The sequence below is a fragment of the Enterobacter sp. BNK-13 genome (genome assembly GCF_048685015.1).
GTDB lineage: Bacteria > Pseudomonadota > Gammaproteobacteria > Enterobacterales > Enterobacteriaceae > Enterobacter > Enterobacter quasiroggenkampii.
The window spans coordinates 401,556-414,877 of the sequence record NZ_JBLQTP010000001.1; the positions used below are offsets into that span (position 1 = coordinate 401,556).

Genomic DNA, 13,322 nt, shown 5'->3' on the forward strand with positions numbered 1-13,322 from the left:
CATAAAAAAACCAAAAAGGCGCAGACATCTGCGCCTTTTTTATGGAAGTAACAATATGAAAATACTGCAAATTGCCGTCGGGATTATTCGCAACCCGCAAAACCAAATCTTTATCACCCAGCGTGCTGCCGACGCCCATATGGCGAACAAATGGGAGTTTCCTGGCGGAAAAATTGAGGCCGGTGAAACGCCGGAAGCGGCGCTGGTTCGCGAGCTTCAGGAAGAAGTCGGGATTACCCCGCTTGGCGCAACGCTGTTTGATAAGCTCGAATACCAGTTCCCGGACAGGCACATTACGCTGTGGTTCTGGCTGGTGGAAAACTGGGAAGGTGAACCCTGGGGAAAAGAGGGGCAGCCGGGTAACTGGGTGGCGCTTCAGGCAAGTGATGCCGAAAAATTCCCGCCAGCTAATGAGCCTGTGATCCTGCGGTTAGCCGAACAACCGAAGGCCTGCTAAGCGACGCGCCAGCAGGCTTTACAGATTACTGCTGGTTTTCACTCCAGTCGTCGCTGTCCGAGAGATCGCCTTTACTCGGAATACGTTTCTCTTCCGCCGCCCATTCGCCCAGGTCAATAAGCTGGCAGCGTTTGCAGCAGAATGGGCGGAACGGACTCACTTCGCCCCAGACAACGGTTTTGCCACAGGTAGGGCAGTTTACGGTGGTGACATCAGACATCGGCACTCCTTAACAACAGGCCAGTTCAAAATCGAGGCGTTCCGGCACGGTGCCATTTTCGCTGTCCAGCGGCATAAAGCGAATCGCAAAGCGGCTCTTATGCCCGGAAATTTGCGGATAAAGCTGTTCGCCAAGCGATAAATTCAGGCGCAGAAGATCGGCATCATCACCGTTGTCCTGGTAGAAACCATTCAGGCTGGTTTGCTTGCGGAACGGCGCTGAGTTACGGATCAGATCGAGGATCAGCGACAGCGTCTGGTGCATCGGCTCCAGGCTTGCCAGCCAGCTGTTCACCTGCGCGTCACGCTGGGCTTGTGGCATATGGAGCCACATATGCAGCGTCGGCAGGTCGAAGCTGCAGCAACCGCCAGGGATGCTCAGGCGCTGGCGCACCAGGCCAATCAGGCGGTCCTCACGCAAAAACTGCCCGACGCGCGGTGCAGCCATCAGGATGCTGCTGCTGGTTTTAAGCTGCTGGCGAAGGGAATCGATACGGCTTACATCCACCCCCGGAACCTCAGCCCATGCCTGTAATTTACGCTGCTGGCGCTCCAGCTCTTTAAGCAATTCTGTGCGGACATCGCCGCGTTCAATCACATCCAGCAGATCGCCTACATTGCGGAAGAAATGCAACGCCGTAGCATGATCGTTAACCGGCAGATGTTGTGAAAGCTGCTGAATGAGGAATTCGATGCGCAGCCAGGTACGCATTTTTTCGTTGAGCGGATGCTCAAAAAGGATGTGTGTCGACATTATGGTTTTTCCTGTGCAACGGCCTGCGCGGCAAACGTCAGATAATGCGCGTGCAGACGGGCAACATCCGATGCAATGGCATCTGGTGCGCCGTTATTATCAATGACATCATCCGCCACGGCAAGGCGCTGAGCGCGCGTGGCCTGAGCGGCAAGAATGTGTTCAGCATGCTCGCGCGAGACGTGGTCGCGCGTCATGGTTCTCTGGATTTGCGTTTCGGGGGTGACATCAATCACCAGCACCCGGTCGGCTTTCTTCTGCAGCTGATTTTCAACCAGCAGCGGAACCACCCACAAGACATAGGGCGAGCGGGCCGCGGCGATCTGACGCTGCGTTTCCTGGTGGATGATGGGGTGGAGAAGGCTATTAAGCCAGGCTTTTTCCGCGGAATAGGAAAAAATGCATTCACGAAGCTGACGGCGATTCAGGGTGCCATCGGCATTGATGATGGCCTGACCAAAATGTTCTGCGATGGCCTTTAGCGCGGGTGTATTGGGCTCTACCACCTGGCGGGCAATAATATCGGCATCGACAATCGTGATACCCAAACGAGAAAACGCGTCCGCAACGGTACTTTTGCCACTACCGATGCCGCCGGTTAATGCAACGATATACCCCATTAAATAAAATCCTGGGAATTATTCATTATAAAAATCAGTTGATTAAAAATCACAGATGCGCCAGTCACTGTTTAGCCCTGTTTACCGGCTTTTTACCAGGTAAATTTATAGGATTGTAGCGTAAAAAAAGAGAATTTCGCAGTCTTGCGGAGCAGGTATTAGTGCGTATGATAGCGTCACTGGAGTTGTGCTTTTAACATATTTGCCTCTAACCCCAGGAATCCGCACATGCGTATCGAAGAAGATCTGAAGTTAGGTTTCAAAGACGTTCTTATCCGCCCTAAACGCTCTACACTGAAAAGTCGCTCAGACGTTGAACTCGAACGTCAATTCACCTTTAAGCATTCCGGTCAGACCTGGTCTGGCGTGCCGATCATCGCTGCCAATATGGATACTGTGGGAACCTTTGAGATGGCAACCGCGCTGGCACAGTTCGATATTCTCACCGCCGTTCACAAACATTACAGCCCTGAAGAGTGGGATGCGTTTGTTGCGTCCGCCTCTGCTGATGTGGTGAAGCACGTGATGGTCTCTACCGGCACCTCCGATGCGGATTTCGAGAAGACCAAACAGATCCTGAAGGCTAACCCGGCGCTGAACTTCGTTTGTATTGATGTGGCGAACGGTTACTCCGAGCACTTCGTGCAGTTCGTCAGCAAGGCGCGTGAGGCCTGGCCGACGAAAACCATCATCGCGGGCAACGTGGTGACCGGTGAAATGTGTGAAGAGCTGATCCTCTCCGGTGCCGATATCGTGAAAGTGGGCATTGGCCCGGGCTCCGTATGCACCACACGCGTCAAAACCGGCGTCGGTTATCCGCAGCTCTCCGCCGTCATTGAATGTGCCGACGCGGCGCACGGGCTGGGCGGCCAGATCATCAGCGACGGCGGTTGCACCATGCCGGGTGATGTCGCAAAGGCCTTCGGCGGCGGCGCGGACTTCGTGATGCTCGGCGGTATGCTGGCAGGCCATGAAGAGAGCGGCGGTACCGTCGTTGAAGAGAACGGCGAGAAATTTATGCTGTTCTACGGCATGAGCTCTGAGTCTGCGATGACCCGTCACGTCGGTGGCGTGGCAAAATACCGCGCGGCAGAAGGCAAAACCGTGAAGCTGCCCCTGCGCGGCCCGGTTGAAAACACCGCACGCGATATCCTTGGCGGCCTGCGATCTGCCTGCACCTACGTGGGCGCCTCCCGCCTGAAAGAGCTGACAAAGCGTACGACGTTTATTCGCGTTCAGGAACAGGAAAACCGCGTATTCAATAGCCTGTAATGGCTTCTGCTGGCGCATGCCCGTGCGCCAGCCCTGTTGTACTATCCCGCGCTCATCGCATCTCCCAGGTGGAATATCGGCAGGTACATTGCCACCACCAGCGTACCGATAATGACCCCCGTCACAATCAGTAGCAGCGGCTCCAGAAGCGCCGCCAGGTTATCTGCTCGTTGAAAGGTCTGTTCCGTGTGATGATGGGCAAGGTTTGCCAGCATGATGTCCAGCGCACCTGACATTTCACCGGTTCGTAAAAGCTGAATACAGAGCGGGGTAAACAATGTCGCCTTCTGAAAGGATGACCAGACGGGCAGACCTTTTTCAATGTCCTCCCGCACGTTGCGAAGTATCCCTTGCCAGTACCGGCTCTCAACAGTTTCTTCTGCACTCTCCAGACCCTGTAAAAAGGGAATGCCCGCCTGTTGCGTGAGTGACAGTACGGTAAAGATGTGTCCCAGCTTTTGGCCTTTTGCCAGTGCGCCCATCACGGGCGTATGCATCAGGATTTGCTGCCAGCGAGGGTTCTGTCGAAGAGCCCAGGCGACGGCAAAGGGGGTTAGTAGCAGGGCGAACAACGCGAGGGCATATGTCTGCATAAAGGCGGCCATTCCCATGACCATCTTTGTTAGCACGGGAAGCGGGGTATTAAACGTTTTGTAGATCGCGGCAAACTCGGGCAGGACCAGGGTGACCATCGCCAGCACAACCACTACAGCCAGCGTCAGGACGATCGCCGGGTAGCGCAGCGCCTTTTTCACTTTTGCACTGAGCTGCTGCTGCGCTTTTTGTTGCTGCGCGAGCTGACGACAGCACGCCTCCAGCTTCCCTGTCAGCTCCCCGGTCTTCACCAACGAGACATGCAGCGGGCTAAAAACGGCTGGCCACTTTTTTAGCGACGCCGAAAACGGGCATCCTTCACTGAGCTCATCGGCAATGCTTTGCAGCAGTGCCTGCCACGGTTGTAACGGATGCTGCTCTGCCAGCATTTGCAGACTGTGGGATAATGTCAGTCCAGCCTGCAGAAGCGTGGCGAGCTGATGAAACATCTCGTCGCAGTGGTGTTGCCGCCAGCGGTATCGCTGCGCGCATCGGGTTAGCGTCAGAGGATGGAGGTCGTTACGCATCAGCCGGGTGGAGGCCGCATTGCGGTCCGTGGCCCAGAGTGTCCCGCTTCGGGGTTCTCCATCTTTGGTGAGCGCACGCCAGCGCCAGAGCTGATTAGCCGCCATTGGGCATTCCCAGGACGCGCAGCAACTCTTCAATCGTGGTTAGCCCCTGTTCGACGGCCATGCAGCCGTGTTCAAAAAGAGAAATCATCCCTGCCTGGCGGGCGCTCGCCTCGATGACGTCTGTTCCCGCCCCGCTGGCGATGGCCTGCCGCAGGGCATTGTCGATCCCAAGTACTTCAAAAATGGCCACGCGGCCATAAAAACCGTGGTAACAGCGCTCGCAGCCGGTAGGCTGCCAGCGTGGAAGCGGTCTGGGCCATACTGATCGAGGTAAGTCCGCATGCTCCCCGCTTTTCTGTCGGCAGTACGGGCAGAGACGTCGAACCAGTCGCTGGGCAATCACCATCGTCAGCGCGGAGGAAATCATCCAGCGCGCGACGCCCATCTGCTCCAGGCGAACCAGCGTTTCCGTCGTCGAGTTGGTATGCAGGGTCGACAGCACCAGGTGCCCGGTCTGGGCAGCATTAATGGCAATCCCGGCCGTTTCACCGTCACGGATTTCGCCGACCATTATGATGTCGGGATCCTGACGCAGCAGCGCCCGTAGCACGCTCTGGAAGGTTAAACCCGCCCGGGGATTAATCTGCGTCTGGTTTAATCCGGCAAGGGGGATCTCAATAGGATCTTCGACGCTGCAGATGTTGACATCAGGGGTGTTACGCGACTGCAGCGCGCTGTACAGCGTCACGGTTTTGCCGCTGCCGGTAGGCCCGGTGACCAGAATCAGCCCCTGCGGCTGGTGGAGAACCGCATTAAAACAGGCCAACTGCTCAGCATTCATGCCAAGCGCTTTCGGCTCAAGGGCCTGCGGAACCTGCTGCAGGAGACGCAGCACAATTTTCTCGCCGCCGCTGCAGGGAAGCGTCGCGATCCGAAACGAAACCGGCTCGTTGGCCAGTTCAATCGTAAACTGGCCGTCCTGGGGTAAACGGCGCTCAGCAATATCCAGGTTACCCAGCACTTTTAAACGCGCGCTGAGCAGGTTAGCCAGTTCCGCCGCAAGCGGAGGCTGCGGGCAAAGTACGCCGTCGATACGTAAACGAATCTGGCACGCGTGCTCCATCGGTTCGATATGAATATCAGAGGCGCGCTGGTTGATTGCCTGCTGCAGCGTGTGGTTGAGGATATCTACCGTTGAATGCGCTTGCGAAACACCGGGCAGATGCGATTGTGACGTGAGCTGCCGGTGTTTTTCCATGCGCTCAGCGCTCCAGCACTCAATATCAATCCGTTTCTGAGTCGCGAAACGCAGCGCCTCCATGAGTTCAGCCGCGGGGTTGCCCACGACGGCAATGCTGACCATTTCACTGTCGCTGGTAAGCAGCAGTGCGTGATGGCGAAGACAAAGCGCCACGAGTTGATCGGTCTTCATTTTCCGCTCCTCAGTTATTGTCGAAGCGGAAAACGTCTTCGCAGGCCTGCTTCAGGGCGCTATCAGCGCTGATGTTGCAGAGACGCGTCCAGCCCGTCATACCGTTAGCGTCGTTCCACTGCGGCGTCATGACCACTTCCAGCCCGTTAAGACTTTCCTGTCCTGTTAAGGTCACGATCCCTTTCGCTACGCTCATTCCCGACACGTAGCGTGTCGTGGTGGGGGAAGGGATGCCGTTGCTGCCGGCATCGCAGCTCTCCACGCCCCCGTGATCCAGCGCGCAAAGCTCGATGGCGGTGCGGTAGGGAACGAAGGTTTGCAGCATATCGGTCAGCGCCGCTTTGCGCAGGTAGTTTTGATAGGCAGGTACGCCGATGGCGCTCAGAATCGCAATAATGCCGATGACCACCATCAGCTCAATGAGAGTGAATCCGTGTTGTCTGTTCATATCTGCTCCTTACGTTAGGTGGCGCTACTCTGTCAGCGCGAAAGGGCAGAAACGAGGGGCAAAAAAAGGAACGGGAGAGCGCATTCAGAGAATTTATGCCGCGTTGCAGGGAAGAAAAGCGGATTTGCGAGCGGGGCTGAAATTCCCCTCTCCGGGCGGAGAGGGGAGAGGAATGACTATTTAAAACGCATCGAGAGGTCGAGAGCGCGAACGTGCTTGGTCAGCGCGCCGACGGAGATGTAATCCACGCCGGTTTCGGCAAATTCACGGATTGTTTCGAAGGTGACGTTTCCGGACACTTCGAGCTGGGCCCGGCCGTTGGTCAGTTTTACCGCCTCACGCATCTGCTCGGTTTCGAAGTTATCGAGCATGATGATATCGGCCCCGGCCTTAATCGCCTGCTCCAGCTCGTCCAGGTTTTCCACTTCCACTTCAACCGGCACGTCCGGGTGCAGCCAGAAGGCCTTCTCCACCGCCTGGCGCACGGAGCCCGAGGCAATAATGTGGTTCTCTTTAATCAGGAAAGCGTCGGACAGGCCCAGACGATGGTTTGCGCCGCCGCCGCAGAGCACCGCGTACTTCAGCGCCGTGCGCAGGCCCGGCAGCGTTTTGCGGGTATCCAGCAGCTGGGTTCGGGTGCCGGCCAGCAGGTCAACGTAGCGGCGCACTTCACTGGCAACGCCAGAGAGCGTTTGTACAAAATTGAGCGCGGTACGTTCGCCGGTCAACAAGACGCGGGAGGGGCCGTCCAGCTCGAACAGCGGCTGATTTGGCGTGACGCTATCGCCATCTTCCACGTGCCATGTTACCTGCACATCATCGCCCGCCAGTTGAGTAAAGACCTCTTCAACCCAGCGCTTGCCGCAAAAAACACCCTCTTCGCGGGTGATAATGACCGCGTGGGAGCGTGTCTCTTTTGGCAACAATTGTGCGGTAATATCTTTATCGGCATTGACGTCACCGCCCAGGTCTTCTTTCAAAGCATGGGCAACGCTTGCCGGAATATCCATATTAATACGTTCCAGAAGCGCTTCACGTCGGTGGTCGGGGTTGTAGCGGCGAGGCGGCATGATAAAACTCCAAATTGGTAACGAATCATAATATTGAAACATGCTACTCTGAACCGAGTAACAGCACCATACATAAGGAGTTCCAGCATGTTGTTAGAAAACGGATGGCTGGTGGATGCGCGGCATGTGCCTTCGCCGCACCACGACTGCCGCCCGGAGGATGAAAAGCCCACACTGCTGGTGGTTCATAATATTAGTCTCCCGCCGGGGGAATTTGGCGGCCCGTGGATCGATGCGTTATTCACGGGAACGATTGATCCCGATGCCCATCCTTTCTTTGCTGAGATTGCGCATCTGCGCGTGTCGGCTCACTGCCTGATTCGTCGCGATGGTGAAGTGGTTCAGTATGTTCCATTTGATAAGCGCGCCTGGCATGCCGGGGTGTCGATGTATCACGGGCGCGAACGGTGCAACGATTTTTCTATCGGGATCGAACTGGAAGGCACGGATACCACACCCTACACCGATTCACAGTATCAACAGTTAGCGGCTGTGACCCGCACGCTTATCGGACTCTATCCGGCCATCGCCGACAATATTACGGGACACAGTGATATTGCCCCGGCGAGAAAAACCGATCCCGGCCCGGCATTCGACTGGCTGCGGTTCCGCGCCATGCTCACCGCGTCGTCAGAATAAGGAGATACCATGACGTTGTTTACCATGCTGCTGGTTATCATCGCTGAACGCCTGTTCAAGCTCGGCGAGCACTGGCATCTGGATCACCGGCTGGAGGTGTTATTCCGCCGTATCAAACATTTTTCCATGCTGCGCACGCTGCTGATGATGGCAGGAGTGATGGTCATTACGTTCCTGCTGCTGCGCGCGCTGCATGGACTGTTTTTCAACGTGCCGCTGCTGGTGGTGTGGATCCTGCTCGGCGTGCTGTGCATTGGTGCGGGCAAGGTGCGTTTGCACTATCACGCCTACCTGAAAGCCGCCTCCCGTGACGATGCCCATGCGCGCGGTGCCATGGCGAGCGAGCTGACGATGATCCACGGTGTGCCGCCGGACTGCGACGAGCGCGAGTTTCTGCGCGAACTGCAGAACGCGCTGCTGTGGATTAACTTCCGTTACTACCTGGCGCCGCTGTTCTGGTTTGTGGTGGGCGGCCCGTGGGGACCGGTCTTGCTGATGGGGTATGCGTTCCTGCGCGCCTGGCAGACCTGGCTTGCCCGCTATCTGACGCCGCATGAACGTTTGCTGTCCGGCATCGATGCCATCCTGCACGTGCTCGACTGGCTCCCGGTGCGTCTGGTGGGCGTGGTGTACGCGTTAATTGGACACGGGGAGAAAGCGCTGCCCGCATGGTTTGCTTCGCTGGCTGACCGCCATACGTCGCAGTATCAGGTGTTAACGCGTCTGGCACAGTTCTCGCTGGCGCGTGAGCCGCATACCGACAAGATTGAAACACCGAAAGCCGCTGTCTCCATGGCGAAGAAAACGTCGTTTGTGGTGGTGGTTATCGTGGCACTGCTGACGATCTACGGCACGCTGGTTTAAGCCAGCGCACCGCAAAGACTAAAGCGTATCCGCAGGCGGGATGCCGAAATCAGGCATCCCGTTTTCATTCCAGCGGACGCGCTTCAGGCGGGTATGACGGTTCGGATCGTACAGCGGATCGCCCTCAATTTCGGTGTAGTTCCGCGCGTGATACACCAGCACATCTTCCCCTTCCGGCGTTTGTGTAAAGCTGTTGTGGCCCGGGCCGAACTGGCGGTTTTCGTAGCTGGTGGCGAATACGGGGCGCGGGGATTTGTGCCAGTTTGCAGGGTTTTGCGGATCGGCATTCAGGTCTATCCACAGCAGTCCCATGCAGTAGTTCTCGTCGGTGGCGCTGGCGGAATAGCTGATAAACAGCTTATCGCCGTGAACCAACACCGCCGGGCCTTCGTTAACCCAAAATCCGCGACACTCCCAGTCATACTCCGGTTTGCTGAGCATCACCGGCTCGCCTTTTAGCGTCCACGGGTTCGCCATTTCGCACAGATAAAGGTTGGAGTTCCCGGTGATATCCGGTGCCTTTTGCGCCCACAGATACCAGCGTTTCCCCTGATGCACAAAGGTGGTAGCGTCCAGAGCAAAGGTGTCGAACGGGGTTTTGATTTGCCCTTTTTCCACCCACGTGCCGGTAAGCGGATCGCTGTCGGTACATTCAATGGCAAACATGCGGTGCTGGAACATCCCGAGTGCATCGAGCGCCTGCGTGTGCGTCGCGGCAAAATAGATGTACCACTTTCCGTCGATATGATGCAGTTCCGGCGCCCATATCAGCTGGCTCATGGGGCCAGCGTCGGGTTTACGCCAGACCACCACTTCTTCGGCATGACGTAAGCCTTCCAGCGACGCTGCGCGGCGGATCGCCAGCCTGTCATACTGCGGCACGGAGGCGATAAAATAGTACTGCCCCTCATGGCGTAAAATGTACGGATCGGCGCGTTGTTCGATAAACGGGTTTGGCCACTGATGCATTTGGCTCTCCTTATTTTGTCTCTGCGGCTTTCAGTTCCTGATAGTCGTTCAGTTCACGGTAGTTGGTGCGGCGTTTCTCCAGATCGGCCTGGATCTGCTTCATGGTTTCACGATCCACCTTCAGCAGACGTACCACGCCCGCGGTAATTAAGTATCCAATGCCGGGAATGACGGTAAAGAGCAGCACGATCCCGTTAAGCGCGTCCGCACTTTGCGCTTTCGCGCCCGCGTCGTAGCCGTACCAGGAGAGCAGGAACCCGACCATCGCCCCGGCAATCGCCAGCCCCAGCTTCAGGAAGAAGATGTTGCCCGAGAAGCTGATGCCGGTGATGCGCTTCCCGGTTTTCCACTCGCCGTAGTCGTCCACGTCGGCCATCAGCGACCAGTGCAGCGGAGACGGGATCTGGTGCAGGATGTTCAGCAGGACGTAGAGCACCACGATGGTGACGGTGGCTTTCGGGTCGAAGAAATAAAAGGCGCAGGAGAAAATCGCCAGCACGATATTGGTCCAGAAGAAGACCTTCAGCTTACACCAGCGGTCGGTCAGCACTTTTGCCAGCACGCTGCCGAGCATCATGCCAACAACGCCCAGGCTGATAAACAGCGTGGCGAAGTGGGTGCTCTGGCCCATCACCCAGGTAACGTAATACATGGTGGCCGCCATGCGGATAAAGCCGGGGCAGACGTTGCAGAGCGTCAGCAGCAGAATGCGCACCCACTGGTCGTTCTTCCACACGTCTTTCAGATCGTTTTTCAGCTCATCGTTGGTCTGCACCGCCGGGCGCACGCGCTCGCGCACGGTGGCGAAGCAGAACAGGAACATGCAGGTGCCAATCAGCGCCAGCACGGTCATCGCCATCTGGTAGCCTTTGGCTTTGTTGTCCCCGCCAAACCAGTCGGCCATCGGCAGCAGCGTTAATGAGAGCAGCAGCGTGGCGATGCCGACCAGCACGAAGCGATACGACTGGCAGGCGACGCGCTCTTTCGGGTCGTTAGTGATCACCCCGCCCAGCGAGCAGTAGGGGATGTTGATGGCGGTATAGGTCAGCGACAGCAGGAAATAGGTGACAAAGGCATAGATAACTTTGCTGTTATAGCTCCACTCTGGCGTGGTGAACATCAGGATGCTGAACAGCGCGTAGGGGAAAGCGATCCACAATAGCCATGGACGAAACCGGCCATATTTGCTGCGGGTACGGTCGGCAATCGCGCCCATGATCGGGTCCGTTACGGCGTCAATCACGCGGACAGACAGCAGCAGCACGCCGACCAGCGCAGGGGCGAGGCCAAAAATATCCGTATAAAAATAGTTAACAAACAGCATGATGGCGCCAAAGATAATGTTGCATCCGGCGTCGCCCATCCCATAGCCGATCTTTTCTTTTACTGACAGGGTGTTGTTATCCATCGACAGCTCTCCGGTTTACGGTATGGAGAGAATTATTCGCTGGCGAAGGGATATATGCGTTGCAGTATCAGGGCGGTGATATGGATAAATGCGCTGTGGGCGCGAAAGTGTGAGGGAGGTAACAACGCGCGGTACCCGTAAAAGCAGGTACCGCGGAGGTAGGCTTAGTGCGCCTTCATGGCATTACGGCTTTTCTGACTGAACAGATAGCCCACGCCCAGTATCGCAATCCAGACCGGGATCAGGTAGACGGAAATCGCCATACCCGGCGTGAGCAGCATGATCACCAGAACGGCCGCCATGAACAGCAGGCAGATCCAGTTACCCAGCGGATAGAGCAGGGCAGGGAAGCGCGTGGTGACGCCCTGCTGCTGTTTCGCGCGGCGGAACTTGATGTGTGCCAGGCTGATCATCGCCCAGTTGATGACCAGAGCAGAGACCACCAGCGCCATCAGCAGGCCAAACGCCGATTCCGGTGCCATGTAGTTAATCAGCACGCACAGGGCGGTCACGATGGCGGAAACAATGATGGTATTCACCGGCACGCCGCGTTTATCAACGTTAAGCAGCATCTTCGGCGCGTTGCCCTGTTGGGCGAGGCCGAACAGCATACGGCTGTTGCAGTATACGCAGCTGTTGTATACGGAGAGCGCTGCGGTCAGCACCACGATGTTCAGGGCGTTGGCGACAAAGGTGTCGCCCAGCTCGTGGAAGATCAGCACAAACGGGCTGGTGTCGGCGGTGACGCGCGTCCACGGCAGCAGGGAGAGTAGCACGGCCAGTGAGCCCACATAGAAGATCAGAATACGGTAGATAACCTGATTTGTGGCTTTCGGGATGCTCTGCTCAGGGTTGTCGGCTTCAGCGGCAGTGATCCCTACCAGCTCCAGACCGCCGAAGGAGAACATAATGATGGCCATCATCATCACCAGACCGGTCATGCCGTGAGGCAGGAAGCCACCCTGTTCCCAGAGGTTGCGCACGGTGGCCTGCGGGCCGCCGTTGCCGCTGAACAGCAGCCAACCGCCGAAGATAATCATCGCCACCACGGCAATGACCTTGATGATGGCAAACCAGAACTCCATCTCCCCGAACACTTTAACGTTAGTCAGGTTAATGGCGTTGATAATGACGAAGAAGGCTGCAGCAGAAGCCCAGGTTGGGATTTCGGGATACCAGAACTGAATGTATTTCCCGACGGCGGTCAGTTCGGCCATGGCAACCAGAACGTACAGCACCCAGTAGTTCCAACCCGAGGCGAAACCGGCAAAGCTGCCCCAGTATTTATAGGCAAAGTGGCTGAAGGAGCCCGCGACCGGCTCTTCTACTACCATTTCGCCCAGCTGGCGCATGATCAGAAAAGCAATGAAACCCGCAATCGCGTAACCCAAAATAATGCCCGGACCGGCAGACTGGATAACGGATGCGCTGCCCAGAAACAGGCCGGTACCAATCGCACCGCCCAGTGCGATGAGCTGAATATGGCGGTTTTTAAGCCCGCGCTTTAGCTGATCGCCGTGCTGTTGAGCTTCCATTTGAAACCTCGTGTGTGGTTGTTATGTTCACGCTGAGCGTGTGTAATTATGAAAATCCATATTCTGTATTTATTTCTTTACGGTAAACGAGACCGAAAAAAGCGGAGATGACTTCCGTAAGCGCCAGAATAGTGGTAAGTGCCTGCGAATGCACCTGCTTTATGAAGGGGTGATGACGACTTGAATAAAAAGAAAGCATTTGTAAATCGGCCCGCTCGTTGTTCCTCACCCAACCTATAGAATAGAAATGCGCCTTAAGTGGGCGAATTTTCATTATTTGCCTTGTTGAATCGCTTCAGATTGCAAAAACCCTCGTTTCATTATGGTTAAAACTCCCTCTTTGGGGGTAATCAAGTCATTTGTGCAAAGTTACATTTCTGAAACGTTATTTCTGTAAGGTTGTTAAAATGTGCAGGGTTTACTGATTTCAATCAAAACCAATATGGACAGAAGGTGAATACTTTGTTAC

The 13,322-nt window shown here is 56.2% G+C and carries 15 protein-coding genes; 4 read left to right on the plus strand and 11 right to left on the minus strand.

Translation table 11 applies throughout. From position 1 onward, the window contains the following. Positions 1–55: 55 nt before the first annotated feature. Positions 56–457, plus strand: a complete 402-nt coding sequence (gene mutT, locus ACMGGQ_RS01855) for an 8-oxo-dGTP diphosphatase MutT (RefSeq protein WP_420289522.1) — start codon at positions 56–58, stop codon at positions 455–457. A 25-nt stretch (positions 458–482) separates the two neighbouring features. On the opposite strand, the gene yacG is transcribed toward mutT, so the two are convergent. From yacG to coaE, 3 genes are read right to left on the minus strand one after another with little or no spacing between them, the layout of a single operon-like run. Beyond that, positions 483–677, minus strand: a complete 195-nt coding sequence (gene yacG, locus ACMGGQ_RS01860) for a DNA gyrase inhibitor YacG (protein ID WP_023615920.1) — start codon at positions 675–677, stop codon at positions 483–485. A gap of 9 nt (positions 678–686) precedes the next feature. Then, positions 687–1,430, minus strand: a complete 744-nt coding sequence (zapD, locus tag ACMGGQ_RS01865) for a cell division protein ZapD (RefSeq protein WP_008501972.1) — start codon at positions 1,428–1,430, stop codon at positions 687–689. Then, on the minus strand, positions 1,430–2,050 hold the full coding sequence (coaE, locus tag ACMGGQ_RS01870) for a dephospho-CoA kinase (protein ID WP_420289523.1): 621 nt from the start codon (positions 2,048–2,050) through the stop codon (positions 1,430–1,432). The genes zapD and coaE overlap by 1 nt, the downstream gene beginning before the upstream one ends. A gap of 228 nt (positions 2,051–2,278) precedes the next feature. On the opposite strand from coaE, the gene ACMGGQ_RS01875 reads away from it, so the two are divergent. After that, positions 2,279–3,322, plus strand: a complete 1,044-nt coding sequence (locus tag ACMGGQ_RS01875) for a GMP reductase (protein WP_023293282.1) — start codon at positions 2,279–2,281, stop codon at positions 3,320–3,322. Between the two features lie 41 nt (positions 3,323–3,363). On the opposite strand, the gene hofC is transcribed toward ACMGGQ_RS01875, so the two are convergent. The 4 genes from hofC to nadC form a co-directional block, all read right to left on the minus strand. Beyond that, complete coding sequence (gene hofC / locus ACMGGQ_RS01880) at positions 3,364–4,548, minus strand: protein transport protein HofC (RefSeq protein ID WP_420289524.1); 1,185 nt, start codon at positions 4,546–4,548, stop codon at positions 3,364–3,366. After that, complete coding sequence (gspE, locus tag ACMGGQ_RS01885; protein ID WP_343666621.1) at positions 4,538–5,920, minus strand: type II secretion system protein GspE; 1,383 nt, start codon at positions 5,918–5,920, stop codon at positions 4,538–4,540. The genes hofC and gspE overlap by 11 nt, the downstream gene beginning before the upstream one ends. A 10-nt stretch (positions 5,921–5,930) precedes the next feature. After that, on the minus strand, positions 5,931–6,368 hold the full coding sequence (gene ppdD / locus ACMGGQ_RS01890; protein ID WP_048028494.1) for a prepilin peptidase-dependent pilin: 438 nt from the start codon (positions 6,366–6,368) through the stop codon (positions 5,931–5,933). Between the two features lie 176 nt (positions 6,369–6,544). After that, positions 6,545–7,438 (minus strand): carboxylating nicotinate-nucleotide diphosphorylase, encoded by an 894-nt coding sequence (gene nadC / locus ACMGGQ_RS01895; RefSeq protein WP_021240514.1) that lies wholly within the window; start codon positions 7,436–7,438, stop codon positions 6,545–6,547. An 87-nt stretch (positions 7,439–7,525) separates the two neighbouring features. Here nadC and ampD point away from each other — a divergent pair, with 87 nt between their 5' ends. Next, positions 7,526–8,077, plus strand: coding sequence for a 1,6-anhydro-N-acetylmuramyl-L-alanine amidase AmpD (ampD, locus tag ACMGGQ_RS01900; RefSeq protein ID WP_069720170.1), 552 nt, complete (start codon positions 7,526–7,528; stop codon positions 8,075–8,077). A 9-nt stretch (positions 8,078–8,086) separates the two neighbouring features. After that, positions 8,087–8,941, plus strand: coding sequence for a beta-lactamase regulator AmpE (ampE, locus tag ACMGGQ_RS01905; RefSeq protein ID WP_063620800.1), 855 nt, complete (start codon positions 8,087–8,089; stop codon positions 8,939–8,941). Positions 8,942–8,959: 18 nt separating this feature from the next. Here the strand turns inward: ampE and ACMGGQ_RS01910 are convergent, their stop codons facing one another. The 4 genes from ACMGGQ_RS01910 to ACMGGQ_RS01925 all read right to left on the minus strand — a co-directional run bounded on the left by ACMGGQ_RS01910 (position 8,960) and on the right by ACMGGQ_RS01925 (position 13,127). Next, on the minus strand, positions 8,960–9,910 hold the full coding sequence (locus tag ACMGGQ_RS01910) for a family 43 glycosylhydrolase (RefSeq protein ID WP_262821338.1): 951 nt from the start codon (positions 9,908–9,910) through the stop codon (positions 8,960–8,962). Between the two features lie 10 nt (positions 9,911–9,920). Next, positions 9,921–11,318 carry a glycoside-pentoside-hexuronide (GPH):cation symporter gene (locus ACMGGQ_RS01915; RefSeq protein ID WP_045907808.1) on the minus strand — a complete coding sequence of 466 codons (1,398 nt, stop codon included), beginning with the start codon at positions 11,316–11,318 and terminating at the stop codon, positions 9,921–9,923. Positions 11,319–11,482: 164 nt separating this feature from the next. Then, on the minus strand, positions 11,483–12,853 hold the full coding sequence (gene aroP / locus ACMGGQ_RS01920) for an aromatic amino acid transporter AroP (protein ID WP_420289525.1): 1,371 nt from the start codon (positions 12,851–12,853) through the stop codon (positions 11,483–11,485). A gap of 46 nt (positions 12,854–12,899) precedes the next feature. After that, positions 12,900–13,127 (minus strand): hypothetical protein, encoded by a 228-nt coding sequence (locus tag ACMGGQ_RS01925; protein ID WP_023293274.1) that lies wholly within the window; start codon positions 13,125–13,127, stop codon positions 12,900–12,902. Between the last annotated feature and the right edge of the window lie 195 nt (positions 13,128–13,322).